Source organism: Kitasatospora sp. NPDC051705 (genome assembly GCF_044453265.1).
Taxonomy (GTDB): domain Bacteria; phylum Actinomycetota; class Actinomycetes; order Streptomycetales; family Streptomycetaceae; genus Kitasatospora.
The window spans coordinates 1-21,624 of the sequence record NZ_JBITCO010000004.1 but is presented as its reverse complement, the minus strand read 5'-3'; the positions used below and the strand labels follow the sequence as shown (position 1 = coordinate 21,624).

Here is a 21,624-nt window from a genome sequence, read left to right as displayed (position 1 = left end):
CGTGGTCGCGGTGGTGGAACGAGCGGGGACGACGAGGATGGGGACAGGGGTGAACCGGGCGTGGTGACGTACGCGCAGGCGCAGGAGCTCGCCGAGGAGTGGATCAACGGCGGGGTGCCGCGGGCGCAGCAGCGCGAGGTGCGGGTCCGCGAGTTCGACCTGGGCTTCGTCTGCTGGGCGGTGCCGCCCGCGGGGGCGGACGGTCCGTCGGGTGCGGCGGACGGCACGGCCGGCTCGTCCGGCTCGTCCGGTGAGGCGCGGCTGGTGATCGCCCGGGACTCCGGCGCCAGCACGCTCTGGCCGGCGCTGCCCGTCAACGAGGTGGTCCGGCAGTACGAGGAGCTCTACGGGCGGCCGGTCGCGGCCAACCCGGCGGGCGCGGCCAAGCCCGCGCCCGGACCGGTCGAGGCGACGTCCTTCCTGCTCAGCCCGCCGCAGTGGCTGCAGGAGGCGGGGGCCGCGGCGATCGCGGCCGAGGCGGAACGGCTGGGGGCGGCCGGTGCCCCGGCACCCGCCGCCGCGCCGGTGCCCGTACCCGAACCCGCCGTCGTGCCTGCACCCGCACCCGCGCCGGTGCCCGCCCCGGCCACGCCCGCCGGCCCGCCGGCCCAGCCGCCGGCGCCGGCCGTGCTGACCGCGCCGCCGGTCTCCGACCGGCCCGCCGGGGACGCGCCGACCATGCTCGCTCCGCCGCCCGGCCACGACGAGCCCGCCGCCCCGCCGCAGGCCCCCGCGGCCGCCCCGGCGCCGGGCGCCCAGGTGTCGCCGCCCGGTGCCGAGGCGGCCACCGTCCTGATGCCCGAGGGGCTGCGGATCACCGGATCGGACCGGCCGGAGGCCCCCGTGCCGAACGGCGCCGAGGCCGCGACCATGCTGATGCCGCCGGAGGGCGGCTACGGCGTGCCGCCCGTCCCGGCGCCCACGCCCGCCGCGCCGCAGCCGCAGCCGCAGCCGCAGCCGCCGGCGCCCGCGCCCGCCGCCGAGCCGGCTCCGACGCTGCTCGCGTCGCCGGACGCCATGGCGGGCCTGCTGGGCCTGCCCGGTGCCCCGGCCGCCCCGGCCGCGCCCGTGGAGCAGGCGGCGACCATGCTCGCCACGCCCGGCGGCGTGCCCGGTGCCCCGGCCGCGCCCGCCGCACCGGTGGAGCACGCGGCGACCATGCTCGCCACGCCCGGTTCGCTGCCCGGACTCGCCGGTCTGCCCGGTGCCCCGGCCCCCGGCACCCCGGCCGGCGGGACGCCCGCGCCCCCGGCGGGCGGGGTGCCGCAGGGCGGCCGCGGCCCCGGCTCGGCCCCGCCGCCGCCCCCGCCGGCCGCGCTGCGCGGCGGTGCTCCCGGCCAGGGCGGCTCGCACGGCGTCTCGCTCGGCCGCAACCCGGGCTCGGCCCCGCCGCCGCCCCCGCCCGCCGGGCTGCGGCAGACCCCGGGCGCCGGCGCGCCCGCCGCCGCCCCCGGCGGCCGTGGAGCCGCCTCGGCCCCGCCGCCCCCGCCCCCGGCGGGCCTGCGCGGTGCGGAGGCCCCGCCGGCCGCCCCGGCCCCGCAGGGCACCCCCGCGGGCGGCGTGGCGTACGAGGCGACCCAGCTGGCCGGTGCGATCGACCCGGCCCTGCTGGCCGCCGCCCCGGCCGACCCGGGGACCCCGCCGTCCGGCGGTCCCGCCGTCCCGCCGCCGCCCGGCGGCCCGGCGGCCCCCGCCGCGCCCGCGGCCGGCTACGGCTACCCGAACCCGGCCGGGGCCGTCCCGCCGGCGGCGCCGGTGCCCGGCCCGTCCGCGGCCGCCGTGCCGCCCGGGGTTCCGACGGTCGGCCCCGGCTACTTCGCCGCGCTCAGCTACCGGGGCCCGGACGGCTCCGAGCAGAAGCTGCTGCACCGCAGCGAGCCCGGCACACCGCACCCGGAGTGGAAGATCCTGCAGGACCTGCGGCGGCTGAACGTGCCGCCGGAGCAGGTGCTGGAGCTGTACACCGAGCTGGAGTCCTGCGACCTGCCGGGCGGCTACTGCAACCGCATGATCGCCGCGTCCTGGCCGAACGTGCGGCTCACCCACACCGCCGCGTACGGCCGTGACCACGCCTCCCGGCAGGCCGGCATGGCCGAGCTGCTGGACCACCTGGACGAGCTGCACCAGCTCGCGTCCGGCGCCCAGCGGGTCCGCCCGTCGCGGGTGCCGCTGCCCGCGCCCGGGACGGTCCAGCCGCTGCCGCCGCTCCCGCCGCAGCAGCTCGCCCAGGAACTCGGGACGGCCTTCGGCCAGAACGTGTTCCGCTACGAGCAGCGCGCCGTCTCCCGCCAGGGCGTGCCCGAGCCGGTGTCGCAGTCCCTGATGTGGGCCGGTCTGCCGCGCGACTTCGGGCCGTTCTTCTGGGCCCAGGCGCAGGAGGGCCGGCCGATCCCGACGCTCGCCGAGCTGGCCGCCGAACGCGGTCTGCCCGCGGCCCCGGACTTCGGCGGCTACCTGGTGCTCGGCAACGACTACGGCCGCCAGCTCTGCGTCCAGTACGGCACCGCGCACGTGGTCGCCGTGGACGTCGACGGAACCGGGCAGCCGCCCCGGTTCGTCAACAGTGGTGTACCGGAGTTCGTCCGCTCGATGGCCCTGCTGGGCCGGATGTGGCGGCTGCGGTACGGGCTGACGCCGGACCAGGCAGGTCGTTGGACGACCGACTTCCAGGCCCAGCTCGCCGCGATCGACCCGGCGGCCCTGCAGACCGCGGACACCTGGTGGGCCGTGCTGCTGGAGCAGTTCTGGGACGGCCTGCTGTAGCGGGTCGTCGCCGATCCTCGCAGGTGGGGAGGGGTCGTTCCGGTGTCCGGAACGACCCCTTCGGCATGCCGCCGCGGCTCTGCCTCGTTGGGGTTTCGCCCAGATCTGCGCAAAATAGGTCAAGAGGATGGGTCTACTCGTCCGGTCCTCGACACATTCCGGTCCGCCTGACGACCGGATCCGGACCGGATCGCAGAACCGGTTCCGGATCCGCCCGTTCCGTCCGATCATGGGCTCCGCAGCCCGCGACACGAGGGGAAGAGCCCATGAGCGACGCCGTCCCCCAGCACGGCTTCACCGCTGCCCGGCGCGGCTACGCGCCCGAGCAGGTCGACCGAACGCTGGCCGCGCTGACGGCCCAGCGCGACGAGGCGTGGGAGCGGCTCAGCGTGCTCGGCGCCGGGATCCGGCAGATGGAGGCCCGACTGGCCGACGTCCGCCGGGCCGCCGAGGAGGCTCCGGAACCCGACTACGAGGTGCTCAGCGAGCAGGCCGCCGGACTGGCCGCGATGGCCGGCAACGAGGCGCGCGCCATCCGGGAGAAGGCCGAGCGCTTCGCCGAGGACCTCCGCGACGAGGTCTACGACGCCGGCCAGGAGCTCGACCGGGTCGCCAAGGAGTACAGCGCCACCACCCGCGCCGAGGCCGACCAGGCCGCCCGGCGCACCGACGAGCGCACCCGCGCCGAGGCCGAGGGAATCCGGGCCGAGGCCGACCGGGAGAGCCGCACCGCCCGCGACGCCGCCACCGCCTACGCCGCCAAGGTGCGGGTGGCCGCCGCCGAGGCCGGCGAGCAGGCCGAGGCCAAGCTCGCCGAACTGCGCCGGAAGGCCGACGAGACCTTCGCCCAGGCGCAGGCCAGGGCCGACGCCGAGGACGCCGAAGTCTCCTCGACCGCCGAGCGCCGGGTCAAGGAGGCCGAGCAGCACCGGGAGACGGTGCTCGGCCGGATCAAGCAGCTGGAGACCGACGCCCAGGCCAAGGCCGACCAGCTGGTCGAGCAGGCCCGCCGGGAGGCGGAGCGGATCAACGCGGCGAGCGAGCGCGAGCAGCGCGAGTTCGACAACCGGCTGGAGACCGTCCAGCAGCACCTCGACCACATCAAGGCCACCCTCGCCTCGCTCACCGGCGCGGCGGTGGGCGCCATCGAGCCCGAGCCGCCGGCCGCCGCGCCGACCGGACCGGTGGACGGGGTCGCGGACGCCGTCGCCGACGCGGTGCCCGTCGACCCGGAGGCGGACACCGGCGAGATCGCGGTGGCCGGCCTCCGGAAGGCCGTCGTGCCGGCCGGGCCCTCGCAGACCGGCGCGGAGCGGGCCGGTGCGGAGCAGACCGGGACGGAGCCGGCCGGAGCCGCCGGGCGGGAGAAGGCGACGGCGGTGCTGCGGATGCCGGTGGTCGGCTCCCCCGCGGGTGCCTCGGCGGCCTCCGGCGCCGCGTCCTCCGCGGGCCGGGCGCCCGTCGCCGTGGTGACCGGGCCGGTCGAACCGTCCTCGGTGCCGCCGAGGCCGGCCGCGCCGCCGGAGGCCGCCGCCGCGGAGGAGGGCGAGGGCGCCGACGCGGAGCCGCAGGACGAGACCCGGATCATCCCGAAGATCGTCATCGTGGACGACGGCAGCGGCTACGCGACTCCGAACACGGTGAGCTACCGCCGGCGCTGACCCGCCGCACGGACCGGCCGGCAGGGCGGTCGCGTCGTCCGGCGGCCGTGCGGGCCGCAGGCCGTCCGTTGCCCGCGGCACCGGCACCGGCACCGGGCGACGGACGTCCGCCGGCCCGGGGCACCGCCGCGGGAGGGCCCGCGAAAGAGTGAGGCCGAGACCCGTGGCGCCCTCCAGGAAAGGGCGCCACGGTTCCCGGCGCTTGGGCGGGCGCCCCCACCCAGGGTCGCCCGGCCTCGCACCTCCGACCCCCATCGGGGGTGCGACAGTGCCGCCACAGCCATCCCCCACGGTTGGGTGCGGCGGGCACGTTCACCATGGTGCGCGATCTCCATGGACGGCCAGTGACAGGAGTATGTCCAGCTCGTGGCGGATCGCGGAGCCGGGCTCCGGCCGGTTCGTCCACCCGCCGGGCGGCCCCCGCGTCCGGTCGTTCGTCCGCGGTCGCACCGGGCTCGCGCCGCGCTCGCCCCCCGGTCGTGCCGCGGGCCGGTGCCGGGCGCCCGCGCGGGCCCCTCCGGCGCCCGGCCTGCGGGCCCTGCCGCGGCCGGGGCGGCGGTTCGTCCCCGCCAGGCCCCGCCGGGGTCGTACACCGCGTGCGTGTCCGTGCCGCGGCGTAGGCTGGAGACCCCCGGCCGCTCGGCGTGCCGGGCCGTTCGCGTTGCCCCGGCAGGCCTTCGCCGCCCGGAGGCAGCACCAGCCACGGGACGAAGAAGAGACCCCAGATGAGTCTGACCGGACTGCTCGATGTCGTCGCGCGGGACGCGGCGCTCGCCGAGGCGATCGAGGCGGCGACCGCCGCCGGAGCCGCGGCCGGCGGCCGCCGCCACCTGGACCTGGTCGGACCGCCCGCGGCCCGGCCGTTCGCCATCGCCGCGCTGGCCCGCGCCCTCGCCGGCCGGGCCGCCGGGGACCGGGGCCGTCCGGTGCTCGCCGTGACCGCGACCGGGCGGGAGGCCGAGGACCTCGCGGCCTCGCTGCGCTCGCTGCTGCCGCCCGACGCCGTCGCCGAGTACCCGGCCTGGGAGACGCTGCCGCACGAGCGGCTGTCGCCCCGCTCGGACACCGTCGGCCGCCGGCTGGCCGTGCTGCGCCGGATCGTGCACCCGCGGGCGGACGACCCGGCGGCCGGGCCGGTGCAGGTGGTGGTCGCGCCCGTCCGCTCGGTGCTCCAGCCGCAGGTGAAGGGGCTGGCCGAGCTGGAGCCGGTGGCCGTCCGGCGCAGTGAGTCGCACGATCTGGAGGAGGTCGCCCGGCGGCTCGCCGCAGCCGCCTACGCGCGCGTCGAACTGGTCGAGAAGCGCGGCGAGTTCGCCGTCCGCGGCGGCATCCTGGACGTCTTCCCGCCGACCGAGGAGCACCCGCTGCGGGTGGAGTTCTGGGGCGACGAGGTCGAGGAGGTCCGCTACTTCAAGGTCGCCGACCAGCGCTCGCTGGAGATCGCCGAGCACGGCCTCTGGGCGCCGCCCTGCCGCGAGCTGCTGCTCACCGACGAGGTGCGGGCGCGGGCCGCCGAGCTGTCGGCCGCGCACCCCGGGCTGGCCGAGATCCTGGACAAGATCGCCGAGGGCATCGCGGTCGAGGGCATGGAGTCGCTGGCGCCGGTCCTGGTCGACGACATGGAGCTGCTGCTCGACGTGCTGCCGATCGGCTCGGTCACCGTGGTCTGCGACCCGGAGCGGGTCCGCACCCGGGCCGCCGACCTGGTGGCGACCAGCCAGGAGTTCCTGCACGCCTCCTGGGTCGCCGCCGCGTCCGGCGGGGACCGGCCGATCGACCTGGAGGCGATCGACGTCTCCGCCGCCTCGCTGCGCTCGCTCGCCGAGGTGCGCGAGCACGCCGACGAGATCGGGCTGCCCTGGTGGTCGGTCAGCCCCTTCGCGACCAGCGAGTCGGCGGTCGACGGCATCCTGGAGTTCGACGCCAACACGCTGACCCTCGGCATGCACGCCGTGGAGGCCTACCGCGGCGACACCGCCCGGGCGATCGCCGACGCCAAGGAGCGGCTGGCCGCCGACTGGCGGGTCGTCATGGTGACGGAGGGCCACGGGCCCGCCTCCCGGCTCGCCGAGGTGCTGGGCAACGAGGGCATCCCGGCCCGGCTGGTCGCCGACCTCGCCGAGGCGCCGACCCGGGACGTCGTCCACGTCTCCTGCGGCTCGATCGAGCACGGCTTCGTCGACGAGGCCCTCAAGCTCACCGTCATCACCGAGACCGACCTGTCCGGCCAGCGGTCCTCCACCAAGGACATGCGCCGGATGCCCTCCCGCCGCCGCAACGCGATCGACCCGCTGGCCCTGGTGGCCGGCGACTACGTCGTCCACGAGGCCCACGGCGTCGGCCGGTACGTCGAGATGGTGCAGCGGACCGTCCAGGGCGCCACCCGCGAGTACCTGGTGCTGGAGTACGCCCCCGCCAAGCGCGGCCACCCCGGCGACCGGCTGTTCGTGCCGACCGACCAGCTCGACCAGGTCACCAAGTACGTCGGCGGCGAGGCCCCGACGCTGCACCGGCTGGGCGGCGCGGACTGGGCGAAGACCAAGCAGCGGGCGAAGAAGGCGGTCAAGGAGATCGCCGCCGACCTGATCAAGCTCTACTCGGCCCGGATGGCCGCACCCGGCCACACCTTCGGCCCGGACACCCCGTGGCAGCGCGAGCTGGAGGACGCCTTCCCCTACGCGGAGACGCCGGACCAGCTGACCACCATCGCCGAGGTCAAGGCGGACATGGAGAAGTCCGTCCCGATGGACCGGCTGATCTGCGGCGACGTCGGCTACGGAAAGACCGAGATCGCGGTGCGGGCGGCCTTCAAGGCGGTGCAGGACGGCAAGCAGGTGGCGGTGCTGGTGCCGACCACGCTGCTGGTGCAGCAGCACTTCTCGACCTTCGCGGAGCGTTACGCCAACTTCCCCGTGACGGTGCGGGCGCTGTCCCGCTTCCAGACCGACGGCGAGGCCAAGGCCGTGCTGGAGGGGCTGTTCGAGGGCTCGGTGGACGTCGTCATCGGCACCCACCGGCTGTTCTCCTCCGAGACCAGGTTCAAGGACCTCGGTCTGGTCATCGTCGACGAGGAGCAGCGGTTCGGCGTCGAGCACAAGGAGCAGCTGAAGAAGCTGCGGGCCAACGTGGACGTGCTCACGATGTCCGCGACGCCGATCCCGCGCACCCTGGAGATGGCCGTCACCGGCATCCGCGAGATGTCGACCATCACCACCCCGCCGGAGGAGCGGCACCCGGTGCTGACCTTCGTCGGCCCGTACGACGAGAAGCAGATCTCGGCCGCGATCCGGCGCGAACTCCTGCGCGAGGGCCAGGTCTTCTACATCCACAACCGGGTGGAGTCGATCGACAAGGCGGCCGCCCGGCTCAAGGACCTGGTGCCCGAGGCGCGGATCGCCACCGCGCACGGGCAGATGGGGGAGACCCAGCTGGAGAAGGTCGTCGTCGACTTCTGGGAGAAGGAGTTCGACGTCCTGGTGTCGACCACGATCGTGGAGTCCGGCATCGACATCTCCAACGCCAACACCCTGATCGTCGAGCGCGGCGACACCTTCGGCCTCTCCCAGCTGCACCAGCTGCGCGGCCGGGTCGGCCGAGGCCGCGAGCGCGGCTACGCCTACATGCTGTACCCGCCGGAGAAGCCGCTCACCGAGACGGCGCACGAGCGGCTGGCCACCATCGCCCAGCACACCGAGATGGGCGCCGGCATGTACGTCGCGATGAAGGACCTGGAGATCCGCGGCGCCGGCAACCTGCTCGGCGGCGAGCAGTCCGGGCACATCGCGGGCGTCGGCTTCGACCTCTACATGCGGATGGTCGGCGAGGCGGTGGCCGAGTTCCGCGAGTCGCTGGCGAACGGCGGCGAGCCGGAGGAGGAGCCGCTGGAGGTGAAGATCGAGCTGCCGGTCGACGCGCACGTGCCGCACGACTACGCGCCCGGCGAGCGGCTGCGGCTGCAGGCGTACCGCTCGATCGCCGCGGTCAACTCCGAGGAGGACATCCAGCACGTCCGGGACGAACTGACCGACCGCTACGGCAAGCTGCCCGATCCCGTGGAGAACCTGCTGATGGTCGCGGCGCTGCGGCTGTACGCCCGGCGGTGCGGCATCGCGGACATCACCCTGCAGGGTGCCAACGTCCGGTTCGGGCCGGTGGAGCTGCGGGAGTCCCAGCAGCTGCGGCTGAACCGGCTCTACCCGCGCAGCCAGGTCAAGGCGGCCGCCCAGCAGCTGCTGGTGCCGCGGCCGAGCACCGGGCGGATCGGCGGCAAGCCGCTGGTCGGCCGGGAGCTGCTGGGCTGGTGCGGCGAGTTCCTGTCGGCGATGTTCGACGACCTGGCGGGTTCGAGGAAGTAGCGCCCGGCGGCGGGCGACGGCGGTCCCGGGCCCGGCCCGGGCCGGCCGTCGCGTGTCCGCGGCGGCCGGCCGGGAGTCGGGCGCAGTTGCCCTTCTCCGGCCCGGGGCGGGGGCGCGGACGGGTAGGTTCGGGGGTGTGACGACGAATGTTCCGGGCGCGAAGTTGATCCTGCTGACCACCACCCACCGGGTGGCCCCCGGGTTGCTGGCGTGGCCGGCGTGGGAGGCCCTGCGGTCGGCCGGCCGGGTGCTGGTGGCGGACGAGGGGCACCCGCAGGTGGCGGCGGTGCGGCAGGCCGGGGTCGTGGTGGAGGTCGTGGCGCCGGGGTCGGCGCCGGCCCTGGCCCGGCTGCTGACCGCGCCCGCGGAGACCGGGGCGACGGTGTGGCTGGGGAGTCCGGACGGGGATCCGGGGCTCACGGACGCCCTGGCCCGGCTGGCCGTGGAGCACGCGGGCGAGGTGCCGGAGATCGAGGTGCTGCCGGGCTCCTACGACCTCCCGGGGGCGCGCCTGCTGGACCTGGTCTCGGTGATGGACCGGCTGCGGTCGCCGGGCGGCTGCCCGTGGGACGCCGAGCAGACGCACGAGAGCCTGGTGAAGTACCTGGTCGAGGAGGCGTACGAGCTCGTCGAGGCGATCGAGGAGGGGGACCGGGAGACGCTCCGCGAGGAGCTGGGGGACGTGCTGCTCCAGGTCTTCTTCCACTCCAGGATCGCCGAGGAGCACCCGTCGGAGGCGTTCTCGATCGACGACGTGGCCGGCGACCTCGTCGACAAGCTGGTCTACCGGCACCCGCACGTCTTCGGTGACGTCACCGCGGAGGGCGCCGCCGAGGTGGAGGCCAACTGGGAGCAGCTGAAGGCGGCCGAGAAGTCGGACCGGGAGTCGGTGCTGGACGGCGTGCCGGCCGGGCTGCCGTCGCTGGCGTACGCGGCGAAGCTGGTGTCGCGGGTGCGCAAGGCCGGTTTCGCGGGCGTGCCGGACGAGCCGTACGAGCTGCCCGGGGGGCTGACGGCGGAGTCGGCGGGCCGGCTGCTGCTGGCGGTCGTGCAGCGGGCGCACGACGCCGGGGTGGACGTGGACGCGGCGCTGCGGTCGGCCGCGCGCGGGTACCGGGACGCGGTGCGCGCGGCCGAGGGCCTCGAACCGGCCGGCGAGTAGCCGGCCGGCCGGCGGGCGGAGGGGCCGGCTCAGGCCGCGGCGGCGGTGCTCCCGACCGGCCGCCGCTGCGGCGGGACGACCTCGCCGATGGCCTCGCCGACGAGCGCGAGCAGCTCGGCGAGGCGTTCCAGGTCGAGGTGGTCGGGCAGGTCGGCGAGGGAGACGATCCGCTCGCCGCCGGGGCCGGCCACGCAGAACAGGTCGATCGGGCCCAGGTGCTTCTCGGCGGTGTCGACGAGGGCGGCGACGTCGCTGGGGCGGCGGATGTCCCCGCCGACGCCGACGACCGGGCAGCCCGGCCGGTCGAGCTCGGTGGCGAGGTCCTCGGCCACGCCGACGTGCTGGTCGGCGATCAGCACACCGGCGGCGCCGGCCGCGGTGAACCGGCGGGCGAGGTCGGCTCCCGACCCGCCGTCGAGTACCGCGATGACGACGACTGCCCCGCTCACCCGCATGGTCTGCTCCTCCCTGTGGGCGACACCGCACCGGCGCCCACGATTTCTGCGGAGGATCGTAGGCACGACCTGACCCTCCGCAACAGGGATTACCCCTCAGGTGACCAGGCTCACGCCCGCCCTACGGTTAAGACCTGTCCAAGGGTCCGTCCCGGAACCCGCGTCCGCGGGGCGGCGGGCCCCGGTGCACCGGATACGGTCGGTCCATGTCAGCGCAGCCCGCCCCCACCGCCCCGCAGCTCTTCACCTGGGAGTTCGCCGCAGATCCGTACCCCGCCTACGCCTGGCTGCGCGAGCACGCCCCGGTGCACCGCACGACGCTGCCCAGCGGGGTGGAGGCCTGGCTGGTGACCCGGTACGCGGACGCGCGGCAGGCGCTCGCGGACGGCCGGCTGTCGAAGAACCCGGCGCACCACAGCGAGCAGGCCCACCGCACCGGCCGGGTCGGCATCCCGGGGGAGCGCCAGGCGGACTTGATGACGCACCTGCTGAACATCGACCCGCCGGACCACACCCGGCTGCGCCGCCTGGTGTCGAAGGCGTTCACGCCGCGCCGGGTCGCGGAGTTCGAGCCGCGGGTGCAGCAGCTCACGGACCGCCTGATCGACGGCTTCGCGCAGCGCGGGTCGGCGGACCTGATCCACGAGTTCGCGTTCCCGCTCCCCATCTACGCGATCTGCGACATGCTGGGCGTGCCGGCCGAGGACCAGGACGACTTCCGCGACTGGGCGGGGATGATGATCCGGCACGGCGGCGGCCAGCGCGGCGGCGTGGGCCGGGCGGTGAAGCGGATGCGGGCGTACCTGCTGGAGCTGATCCACCGCAAGCGGGCGGACCTGGGGGACGACCTGATCTCGGGCCTGATCCGGGCGAGCGACCACGGGGAGCACCTGACCGAGAACGAGGCCGCCGCGATGGCCTTCATCCTGCTGTTCGCGGGCTTCGAGACGACCGTCAACCTGATCGGCAACGGGACGTACGCGCTGCTGCGCAACCCGGAGCAGCGCAGGCTGCTGCAGGAGTCGGTGGCGCGCGGCGAGAGCGCGCTGCTGGAGACCGGGATCGAGGAACTGCTGCGCTACGACGGGCCGGTGGAGCTGGCGACGTGGCGGTTCGCGACCCGGCCGGTGTCGATCGGCGGGGTGGACATCCCGGTGGGGGACCCGGTGCTGGTGGTGCTGGCCGCGGCGGACCGGGATCCGGCCAGGTTCTCGGACGAGAACACCCTGGACCTGGCGCGAACGGACAACCCGCACCTGGGTTTCGGCCACGGGATCCACTACTGCATCGGGGCCCCGCTGGCCCGGCTGGAGGGCCGGAGCGCGCTGGCCACGCTGCTTTCCCGGCTGCCGGATCTGCAGTTGGCGGAAAGCCCGGAGAATCTGCGCTGGCGCGGTGGCCTGATCATGCGGGGACTGCGGGAACTCCCGGTGGAATTCAGCCCGGAGAGCCGTTCCCCGCACGCGCCGCCGGCCGTCCTCCGGGAACCTTCCGACCCTCCGACACGCTGACTGGGTGTCGCCGGCGGCCGTTGGAGGGGTGGCTGAACCTCCATCAATCCGGACATAGCCGCACGGTTGGTGGGCGATCGAGCGCGGGCCGTGATTTCTGTGTGATATCGGTGATATGAGCTTGTGATTGGTCTGAGGATCTGTCTACTCTCCCTGGAGTTCGCAGCTGCGGACCTCGTGCGCGGGACGCCGAATCCTGCCCGCCGCGTCACGGGAAACCGACCAGAACCCTGGGCAGGGGCGGGGGAACCAGGTTTGTTGCCGTTTCCCCACGGCTTGGGGTGAAGCCGCCCGAGCGGAATCGTTTCCGCTGACGGCGGCCGGGCCACCTCCCGGTCCGAACCCGACAGCTCACCTCGCAGGCGTGCGGAGAGGGACCTTCATGCTGTTCGTTGGAACTGGCCGCCACCGTCGTCGTACCCAGGCCGAGAAGGCCATCGCCGTCGCCGGTGTGGCCGGCGTCGGACTCGCGATGCCGATCCTCACCGCCACCGGCGCCTCCGCCGCCCCGGCCTCCGCCTGGGACTCCGTCGCGCAGTGCGAGAGCGGTGGCAACTGGAGCATCAACACCGGCAACGGCTTCTACGGGGGCCTGCAGTTCACCTCCGGCACCTGGAAGGCGTACGGCGGCACCGCGTACGCGCCGCAGGCCAACCAGGCCAGCAAGGGCCAGCAGATCGCCGTCGCCGAGAAGGTCCTCGCCTCGCAGGGGCCGGGCGCCTGGCCGGTCTGCTCGCAGAAGGCCGGCCTGAGCAAGGGCGGCGCGCCGGCGAGCGTCGACACCTCCTCGGACGACAAGCCCGCCGCCGCGAAGCCGGCCGCCAAGCCGGCCCAGCCCGCGGCCAAGCCGGCGCAGCCCGCCGCCAAGCCCGCCCAGCCGGCCGCCCCGAAGCCGGCCGCCCAGCAGCCCGCGCCGCAGCAGGCGCAGCCGCAGGCCCCGGGCTTCTCCGGCAAGGCCGGCTGGGACGCCGACGCGAAGGTGTTCTGGTACCAGAACAACGGCACCTGGTACTGGACCAGCCACCAGAGCGTCTACCAGCAGTTCGCGCCGCAGGCCGCCGCCCCGCAGCACTACGCGCCGCAGGCCGCCCAGCCCGCTCCGGCCGTGCGCACCGCCCCGGCCGCCGCGCAGGGCGGCCACGACTACACCGTCCGGTCCGGCGACACGCTGTCGACCATCGCCGCCGCCCAGGGCGTCACCGGTGGCTGGCAGTCGGTCTACGACGGCAACCGCGGCACCGTCGGCGGCGACCCGAACCTGATCATGCCCGGCCAGGTCCTGCACCTCGGCTGAGCCGCTCCCGCCCGCCGGGCGGAGGGGGGCGGGGATCCGTCCCCCTCCGCCCGGATTCGGGCCGGTTCGCCCGGGCGGGCGGGTGAACTACCGGTGGGTAGTGCGGCCACACGCTGAGACGGGACCGAGGCCAGCGTGGCCCCGGGGGCCCGGGCGGTTAGGCTCTGGTCGTAACGACTCCGCAATCGTCCCGCCGGCAGCACCAACGTCAGCCGGACCCTGCTTCCGCAAGGAGATGCCTCGTGCCGTCCATCGATGTCGTCGTAGCCCGTGAGATCCTCGACTCGCGTGGCAACCCCACGGTCGAGGTCGAGGTGGGCCTCGACGACGGCAGCACCGGCCGTGCCGCTGTCCCGTCGGGTGCCTCCACCGGAGCCTTCGAGGCCCTGGAGCTTCGCGACGGCGACAAGAACCGCTACTTCGGCAAGGGCGTGGAGAAGGCCGTCCTGGCCGTCATCGAGCAGATCGGCCCGGAGCTGGTCGGCTACGACGCCACCGAGCAGCGCCTGATCGACCAGGCCATGCTCGACCTGGACGCCACCCCGGACAAGTCCTCGCTCGGCGCCAACGCGATCCTCGGCGTCTCGCTGGCCGTGGCGCACGCCGCCTCCGAGGCCAGCGACCTGCCGCTGTTCCGCTACCTGGGCGGCCCGAACGCCCACGTGCTGCCCGTGCCGATGATGAACATCCTCAACGGCGGCTCGCACGCGGACTCCAACGTCGACATCCAGGAGTTCATGATCGCCCCGATCGGCGCGGAGTCCTTCTCCGAGGCCGTCCGCTGGGGCGTCGAGGTCTACCACACCCTCAAGGGCGTGCTGAAGGAGCGCGGCCTGTCCACCGGCCTCGGCGACGAGGGCGGCTTCGCGCCGAACCTGGACAGCAACCGCGAGGCCCTGGACCTCATCACCGAGGCCATCCAGAAGGCCGGCTACGTGCCCGGCCGGGACGTCGCGCTGGCCCTGGACGTCGCCGCCTCCGAGTTCTACAAGGACGGCGCCTACCAGTTCGAGGGCAAGGCCCTCTCCGCCGCCGAGCTCATCGAGTACTACGCCGAGCTGGTCGCCGCCTACCCGCTGGTCTCCATCGAGGACCCGCTGGACGAGTCGGACTGGGACGGCTGGAAGGCCATGACCGTCAAGCTGGGCGACAAGGTCCAGCTGGTCGGCGACGACCTGTTCGTCACCAACCCGGCCCGCCTGGCCAAGGGCATCGAGACCGGCACCGCCAACGCGCTGCTGGTGAAGGTGAACCAGATCGGTTCGCTGACCGAGACCCTGGACGCCGTCGAGCTGGCCCAGCGCAACGGCTACCGCTGCATGATGTCGCACCGCTCCGGCGAGACCGAGGACGTCACCATCGCCGACCTGGCCGTCGCCACCAACTGCGGCCAGATCAAGACCGGTGCCCCGGCCCGCTCCGAGCGCGTCGCCAAGTACAACCAGCTGCTGCGCATCGAGGAGATCCTCGACGACGCCGCCGAGTACGCCGGCCGCGGCGCCTTCCCGCGGTTCAAGCACGAGGGCTGAGACCGCGAGGTCGCGCAAGCCTGACCGGTGCCCCGCCGTTCACCCCGTAGGGTGGACGGCGGGGCACCGTCGCGACCAGGAGGGGATACGGGAGATGGCAGGCTGGAGGATCCCGGGCTTGGCGGCCCGGCCTCGGTTCACGAGCCGGGCGACCGTCCTCGTCCTGGTGCTCTGCTCGCTGGTGGCGATCCTCGCCTACCCGACGCGGCAGTTCATCTCCCAGCGCGCCGAGATCTCCGCCCAACGGGCGAAGGCCGACCACGCGCGCCAGCAGGTCGAGCAGCTGCGCCGGGACAAGGCCCGCTGGCAGGACCCGGAGTACGTCAAGGCGCAGGCCCGCGCCCGGCTGCACTACGCGATGCCGGGGGAGACCCCGTACATCGCGGTGGACCCGGCCGGCCAGGCCGCCGCCCAGCCCTCCGCGTCCGCCGCCGGCCCCGGCCCCTCCGAGGGCTCGGCCACCGGCCCGGTGAAGGCCGCCAAGCCCTGGTACGCCAGCATCTGGGACTCGGTGGACGCCGCCGACACCGCCGCGCTGGCCCCCGCCACCCCCCGTCCGCTCCCACCGTCCCCCGCTGGAGACACCTCCCCCCATGACCACTGAGAACCACCCCAACGTCTCCGACGCCGACGTCGCGGCCATCGCCGCCCAGCTCGGCCGGGTGCCGCGCGGCCTGCGCGGCGTCGCGCACCGCTGCCCCTGCGGCAACCCGGACGTCGTGGAGACGGCGCCCCGGCTGCCCGACGGCACGCCGTTCCCGACGCTCTACTACCTGACCTGCCCCAAGGCCGCCTCGCTGATCGGCACCCTGGAGGCGGACGGCGTGATGAAGGACCAGACCGCCCGGCTCGCCGAGGACCCGGAGCTGGCCGCCGCCTACCAGAAGGCGCACGAGGACTACATCGCCCGCCGCGACGCCATCGAGGTGCTGGAGGGCTTCCCGAGCGCCGGCGGCATGCCGGACCGGGTGAAGTGCCTGCACGTGCTGGTCGGCCACTCGCTGGCGGCCGGCGAGGGCGTCAACCCGCTCGGCGACGAGGCGATCGGCATGCTGGAGGACTGGTGGGCCAAGGGCCCCTGCGTCTCCCCGGCCGAGGTCGAGGCCGCGGGCGCGCGGGTCGCCCGCAACCGGGCCAAGGAGCAGGACCACCAGGCCGTCATCGAGGCCAAGCAGCAGCTCACCGCCGAGCGCGCCGCGAAGCGGCTCGCCGCGGAGGAGACGGCCTCCGGCGGGGCCGCCGCCGGTGACGCCGAGGGGGAGTCCGAGTGAGCATGACGCGCGTGGCCGCGATCGACTGCGGCACCAACTCGATCCGCCTGCTGGTCGCCGACCTGGACCCGGAGACCGGGGAGATCACCGATCTCGACCGCCGCATGATCGTCAACCGGCTGGGCCAGGGCGTGGACCAGACCGGCCGGCTGCACCCGGACGCGCTGGCCCGCACCTTCGCGGCCTGCCGCGAGTACCGCGAGGTCATCGCCGGCTTCGGCGTCGGCCCGGAGCGCACCCGCTTCGTCGCCACCAGCGCCTCGCGGGACGCCGAGAACAGCGACGAGTACGTCAAGGGCGTGCGCGACGTCCTGGGCGTGGAGCCCGAGGTGGTGAGCGGCGAGGAGGAGGCGCACCTGTCCTTCACCGGCGCCACCAAGGAGCTGACCGGCGGGCAGTTCCCGGCGCCGTACCTGGTGTTCGACCTCGGCGGCGGCTCGACCGAGTTCGTCCTGGGCGGCACGGACGTGCAGGCCGCCCGCTCGGTGGACATCGGCTGCGTCCGGCTCACCGAGCGGCACTTCGGCGGCGCCGAGCTGCCCTCCGCGGAGCAGGTCGAGACCGCCCGGGCGCACGTGCGGGCCGAGCTCGACAAGGCCGCGGAGGTCGTGCCGCTGACCGGGGCGGCCACCCTGGTCGGCCTGGCCGGGACGGTCACCACGGTGTCCGCCATCGCCCAGGAGCTCCCCGCCTACGACTCGGCGCGGATCCACCACTCGCGGATCAGCCGGGAGCGGGTCGCCGGGATCGCCCGGGAGCTGCTGGCCGCCACCCACGCCGAGCGCGCCGCCATCCCGTCGATGCACCCGGGCCGGGTGGACGTGATCGCGGCCGGCGCGCTCGAACTGCTGGAGATCATGGAGCGGACCGGCGCCGCCGAGGTGGTCGTCAGCGAGCACGACATCCTGGACGGCATCGCCTGGAGTATGGCCTCCTGACGCCCGGTGGGACTTACCGAACCGGCCCCGGCGCCCCCTGGGGGGGCCCGGGGCCGGGGCGCGCCCGGGCCCGGGCGAAAAACTTCGTGAATTTCTTCACGTGACGATCCGGCCTTTCGCCACGGTCGCCCGCCCGCCATGTCCGAAATGTGGGACTGAAGGCTCGCTCCCCGTGACGACCGCTGGATCGCAGGCCAGGCCTCGGCTGAGGTTTGAAAATCGAAATCATCAGCGGGAACCCAGGCCCTGTACGGATCGTTGCTGCTCAGCAGGGTGGTGCTCCGGCGTGGGCTCACGGGGGTGTGCGCGGGGCCGTGAGCAGGGGGCCCCGGGCCGCTTTTGCGGCCGCGCAGTGTAGCACGGGGTGTCCAGGAGCTTGTGACCGGGCTCACGAAGGCTGCTCCGAACGGTGCTGGATACTTTCCGATATGAGCACCACGGAGCGTCCTCGCATCCTCATTGTCGGCGGTGGTTACGTCGGCCTGTATGCCGCGATGCGCATCCTCAAGAAGATGCGTTACGGCGAAGCGACCGTCACGGTCGTCGACCCGCGGTCGTACATGACGTACCTGCCCTTCCTCCCCGAGGCGGCCGGCGGCAACGTCGCGCCCCGCAACCTCGTCGCGCCCCTGCGCAGCGCCCTCAAGAAGGCGGAGGTGCTCACCGGTGCGGTCACCGGTGTGGACCACGCCCGCAAGGTCGCCACGATCCAGCCCGCGGCCGGCGACAGCTACGAGCTGCCCTTCGAGTACCTGGTCGTCGCGACCGGCTCGGTCTCCCGCACCTTCCCGATCCCGGGTCTGGCGGAGCACGGCATCGGCATGAAGACGGTCGAGGAGGCCATCGGCCTCCGCAACCACGTCATGGCCCAGCTCGACAAGGCCGAGTCCACCGCCGACGAGGAGGTCCGCCGCAAGGCCCTGACCTTCGTCGTCATCGGCGGCGGCTTCGCCGGCATCGAGACGATCGCCGAGATCGAGGACATGGCGCGCGACGCGTCCAAGCTGTACCGGACCGTCAGCCGCGACGACATGCGCTTCGTCGTGGTCGAGGCCGCCAACCGCATCCTCCCCGAGATGGGCCCGGACCTCGGTCTGTGGACCAAGGAGAAGCTCGAGGAGCGGCAGATCGAGGTCTACATCGAGACCTCGATGGACTCCTGCGTCGACGGCCACGTCGTGCTGAAGAACGGCCTGGAGATGGACGCCTCCACCATCGTGTGGACGGCCGGCGTGAAGCCGAACCCGGTGCTGGCCGAGTTCGGCCTGCCGCTGGGCCCGCGCGGCCACGTCGACACCGCGCCGACCCTCCAGGTCCAGGGCTTCGACTACGTCTGGGCCGCGGGCGACAACGCCCAGGTCCCGGACCTCGCCGCCGGCGAGGGCGCCTGGTGCCCGCCGAACGCGCAGCACGCCTGCCGCCAGGCCGTCGTCCTCGGTGACAACGTGATCTCCGGCATGCGCGGCTTCCCGCAGAAGGAGTACAAGCACAAGAACCTGGGTGCGGTCGCCGGTCTCGGCCTGCACAAGGGCGTGGCGATCCTCTTCGGCAAGTACAAGCTGAAGGGCCGTCCGGCCTGGTGGTTCCACCGCCTGTACCACGGTGCGATGGTCCCGACCGTCAACCGCAAGGTCCGCGTCTTCACCGACTGGACCCTGGCGATGTTCCTGAAGCGCGAGATGGTCGGCCTCTCCCAGATGGAGAAGCCGCAGCTCCCGATCCAGGAGGTCACCCCGCCCACGAAGCCCGTGGAGGCCGCCAAGCCGGCCGCCGAGAAGGAACTCGCGAGCAAGTAAGCGACTGAGGCCCCGGTGTGGGAGCACCGGGGTATGAGTCGGAGGCCCTCCGCCCGGCAGTGTCGCCGGACCACGACCTCCGTGGTGCTCAGCCGGCCGTGCGACCGGGCGGAGTACAGAAGTAGCGAAGAGCCCCTGCCGACCCTCTGGCAGGGGCTCCTCGCGTTCCGGCGTCCGGTGTCAGTCGGTCTTGATGCTCTCCAGGATGTCCAGCTTGGAGGCCCGGCGGGCGGGCCAGATCGCGGCCACCAGGCCGACCAGGCCGGCCAGGCCCAGGAACATCGCCAGCTGGCCGTACGGCAGGACGGTGGTCAGACCGGCGAGGCTGGACTTCAGCGTGCCGTTGATCGCCCAGGCGATGAAGCAGCCGAGCAGGATGCCGACGCCCGCGCCGAAGAGCGAGATCACCACGGACTCCAGACGGACCATCCGCTTGATGCCCCGGCGGTCCAGGCCGATCGCCCGCAGCATCCCGATCTCGCGCTTTCGCTCGAAGACCGACATCGCCAGCGTGTTGACCACGCCCAGGATCGCGACCAGCACCGACATCGCCAGCAGGCCGTACATCAGGTTCAGCACGAAGGTGATGGCCTGGCTGAAGCCGTCCCGGACGTCCTGCATGGACTTGACCTGGATCACCGGGTTGGCGCCGGTGGCGTCCTTGATGGACTGCTTGAGCGCGGCGGTGGCACCGTCCTTGCCCTTGACCAGGATGTCCGAGATGTACGGCTTGGCCTCGTGCTTGAGGACCTCGCCGTTGGCCAGGACGACCGGGCCGAGGACGCCGCCCTTCTCGTAGACGCCGCCGACGGTGAGCTGCCCCGTGGAGTCGTCCGGGTAGGTCACGGTCAGCGTCGAGCCGGTGGTGACGTTGAACTTCGTGGCGACGTCCTGGTCGACCAGCAGCTGGCCCTTGCCGAGCGCGCCGGTGGAGCCGCTGGTCAGCTTGACCGAGGCGAGCTGGTCGAAGCTGTCGGCGTTCACACCGCTGATCGCCTTGGTGGTGCCGTTCAGCTGCCAGTAGACCTCGGTCAGCGGCGAGGAGGCGGTGACGCCGGGGGCCTTGGCGATCTCGGCGGGCACCTGGTCGGACAGCGGCATGCCGTTGGCGGCCCCGACCAGGTAGTCGGCCTTCATCGAGTTGGTGATGGACCTGTCGATCACACCGGTGACCGAGGCCCCGATCACGGTGAGGCCGCTGACCAGGGTCAGGCCGATGGTGAGCGCCGCGGCGGTCGCCGCGGTGCGGCGCGGGTTGCGGACGGAGTTCTGCTGGGCCAGCTTCCCCGGGGTGCCCGCCAGCTTGCGGAGCGCCGGACCGATCAGGGCGATGATCGGGCGGGAGAGCAGGGGCAGCAGCACGAACACGCCGATCAGGGCCAGGAAGGCGCCGAGCGCGACCGGTATCCGGCCGCTGTCGTTCCCGGTCGAGGCGCCGTAGCCGATCAGCGCGAGGCCGCCGGCGGCGAGCAGCGAGCCGATCGTGTTGCGGACCACCAGGCTCTTCTGGCTCACCGGCTGGTCGCCGCTGCTCATCGCGGCCACCGGGGCGATCCGGGCGGCGCGCAGGGCCGGCAGGACGGCCGACAGGACCGTCACCAGGACGCCGACCACGAGGGTCACCAGGACGGTGAGCGGCTTGATCACCAGCGAGCCCTGCGGCATGTTCTCGTTGAACACGCGCATCAGGGACTGCATCCCGGCGCCGATCCCGACACCGGCGAGCAGGCCGGCCACGGCCGCGAGGGTGCCGATCACCAGGGCCTCGACCAGCACCGAGCGGGTGACCTGCTTGCGGCTGGCACCGATCGCCCGGAGCAGGGCGAGTTCCTTGGTGCGCTGGGCGATCAGCATGGTGAAGGTGTTGGCGATGATGAAGATGCCGACGAAGAGCGAGATACCGGCGAACGCGAGCAGCACGGTGCGCAGCGCGCTGGTGGCGTCGGTGATCATCTTCTGCTCGTCGGCCTTGAGCTGCTCACCGGTCTCGGCGTCGAAGTGCTTGCCGGCCGACAGCTTGGGCTGGACCTGGGCGAGCAGCGCGTCGTCGGTGACGCCGGGCTTGGCGGTGAGCACCACGCTGCTGTAGCGGCCGGGCTCCAGCAGCAGCTGCTGGGCGGTGGCGCGGTCGAAGAGGGTGAGCGTCCCGCCCGTCCTCACCACCGGGTCGTCGGTGGTGAAGACGCCGGTGAGCTTCGCCTCGATGACCGGGCCGTTGGCGGCGACCCGGACGGTGTCGCCGACCTTGTAGCCCGCCTCGTCGGCGGTCTTGCGGTCGAGCGCGATCTCCTTGGCGTTCTTCGGGCCCTGGCCCTCGGCGATCGGGTACCGGGTGTCCTTGCCGTCCGTGCCGGGGGCGAAGTTGGCGCCCTTGGCGGACCACGCCTGGCCGATCAGGTTGCCGTTCCGGTCGGCGACGCCGGTGAAGCCGCTGACCACGCCGCGCGCGTTGGCGGTGCCGGGCAGGGCGGCCAGCTGCTGGACGGTGGCGTCGGTGAGCGAGGCGGCGCTGCCCTCGCTCTTCTCCCTGGCGCTGGCCTGGGAGCCGGCCGAGCGGTCGACGACCTGGACGGAGACGTCCGAGTAGCTCTTGGAGTTGCTGTCCCGCATGGCCTTGCCGAAGGTGTCGGAGAAGACCATGGTGCCCGCCACGAAGGCGGTGCCGAGCATGACGGCCAGCGCCGTCATGAGGAGTCGGCCCTTGTGGGCCAGCACGTTGCGCAGTGCGGTGCGATACATGGGGCGTCCTGGGGTTCGCGGAGTGGCGGCGGGCCGGCGGGCCCTGACTTGTCGTGGGCTCAGCTGGTGCGGCCCTTGGCGTCGAAGCGGCGCATGCGGTCCAGGACGGTGTCGGCGGTGGGCGTGTGGAGTTCGTCGACGATGCGGCCG

12 protein-coding genes, 2 pseudogenes and 1 riboswitch are annotated in these 21,624 nt (G+C 73.9%); of the genes and pseudogenes, 11 read left to right on the top strand and 3 right to left on the bottom strand.

Features of this window, described 5'->3' with window-relative positions; translation table 11 throughout:
• Nucleotides 1–60 precede the first annotated feature (60 nt).
• From ACIA8Q_RS06675 to ACIA8Q_RS06660, 4 genes are all read left to right on the top strand, one after another.
• Entirely contained in the window at nt 61–2,763 is a 2,703-nt protein-coding gene (locus ACIA8Q_RS06675) for an SUKH-4 family immunity protein (protein ID WP_396316850.1), read from the top strand.
• Between the two features lie 266 nt (nt 2,764–3,029).
• Nucleotides 3,030–4,424 (top strand): hypothetical protein, encoded by a 1,395-nt coding sequence (locus ACIA8Q_RS06670; protein WP_396316849.1) that lies wholly within the window; start codon nt 3,030–3,032, stop codon nt 4,422–4,424.
• Nucleotides 4,425–5,149: 725 nt separating this feature from the next.
• A complete protein-coding gene (gene mfd / locus ACIA8Q_RS06665) occupies nt 5,150–8,779 on the top strand; it encodes a transcription-repair coupling factor (RefSeq protein WP_360221376.1) in 3,630 nt (1,209 codons plus the stop codon).
• Between the two features lie 136 nt (nt 8,780–8,915).
• Nucleotides 8,916–9,941 (top strand): MazG family protein, encoded by a 1,026-nt coding sequence (locus ACIA8Q_RS06660; protein ID WP_360221373.1) that lies wholly within the window; start codon nt 8,916–8,918, stop codon nt 9,939–9,941.
• 29 nt (nt 9,942–9,970) lie between these two features.
• On the opposite strand, the gene ACIA8Q_RS06655 is transcribed toward ACIA8Q_RS06660, so the two are convergent.
• On the bottom strand, nt 9,971–10,390 hold the full coding sequence (locus ACIA8Q_RS06655) for an SDR family NAD(P)-dependent oxidoreductase (RefSeq protein WP_360221370.1): 420 nt from the start codon (nt 10,388–10,390) through the stop codon (nt 9,971–9,973).
• 212 nt (nt 10,391–10,602) lie between these two features.
• On the opposite strand from ACIA8Q_RS06655, the gene ACIA8Q_RS06650 reads away from it, so the two are divergent.
• The 7 genes and pseudogenes from ACIA8Q_RS06650 (at nt 10,603) to ACIA8Q_RS06620 (ending at nt 18,735) form a co-directional block, all read left to right on the top strand.
• Nucleotides 10,603–11,907, top strand: coding sequence for a cytochrome P450 (locus tag ACIA8Q_RS06650; RefSeq protein WP_360221367.1), 1,305 nt, complete (start codon nt 10,603–10,605; stop codon nt 11,905–11,907).
• A gap of 210 nt (nt 11,908–12,117) precedes the next feature.
• Nucleotides 12,118–12,288: riboswitch (cyclic di-AMP (ydaO/yuaA leader) on the top strand.
• 1 nt (nt 12,289) lies between these two features.
• Nucleotides 12,290–13,201, top strand: a complete 912-nt coding sequence (locus ACIA8Q_RS06645) for a transglycosylase family protein (RefSeq protein ID WP_363364874.1) — start codon at nt 12,290–12,292, stop codon at nt 13,199–13,201.
• A 242-nt stretch (nt 13,202–13,443) separates the two neighbouring features.
• Complete coding sequence (eno, locus tag ACIA8Q_RS06640; RefSeq protein WP_360221361.1) at nt 13,444–14,730, top strand: phosphopyruvate hydratase; 1,287 nt, start codon at nt 13,444–13,446, stop codon at nt 14,728–14,730.
• Nucleotides 14,731–14,848: 118 nt separating this feature from the next.
• Entirely contained in the window at nt 14,849–15,334 is a 486-nt protein-coding gene (locus tag ACIA8Q_RS06635) for a septum formation initiator family protein (protein WP_360221358.1), read from the top strand.
• Nucleotides 15,306–15,833 (top strand): annotated as a pseudogene (locus ACIA8Q_RS06630) (DUF501 domain-containing protein); the annotation flags it as partial. The gene ACIA8Q_RS06635 and the pseudogene ACIA8Q_RS06630, both read left to right, overlap by 29 nt.
• A 170-nt stretch (nt 15,834–16,003) precedes the next feature.
• Nucleotides 16,004–16,939, top strand: coding sequence for a Ppx/GppA phosphatase family protein (locus ACIA8Q_RS06625; RefSeq protein WP_360221397.1), 936 nt, complete (start codon nt 16,004–16,006; stop codon nt 16,937–16,939).
• A 428-nt stretch (nt 16,940–17,367) separates the two neighbouring features.
• Nucleotides 17,368–18,735, top strand: coding sequence for an NAD(P)/FAD-dependent oxidoreductase (locus tag ACIA8Q_RS06620; protein ID WP_360221355.1), 1,368 nt, complete (start codon nt 17,368–17,370; stop codon nt 18,733–18,735).
• Nucleotides 18,736–18,915: 180 nt separating this feature from the next.
• Here the strand turns inward: ACIA8Q_RS06620 and ACIA8Q_RS06615 are convergent, their stop codons facing one another.
• Nucleotides 18,916–21,474 (bottom strand): FtsX-like permease family protein, encoded by a 2,559-nt coding sequence (locus ACIA8Q_RS06615; RefSeq protein ID WP_360221352.1) that lies wholly within the window; start codon nt 21,472–21,474, stop codon nt 18,916–18,918.
• Between the two features lie 59 nt (nt 21,475–21,533).
• Nucleotides 21,534–21,624, bottom strand: a pseudogene (locus ACIA8Q_RS06610) (ABC transporter ATP-binding protein); the annotation flags it as partial.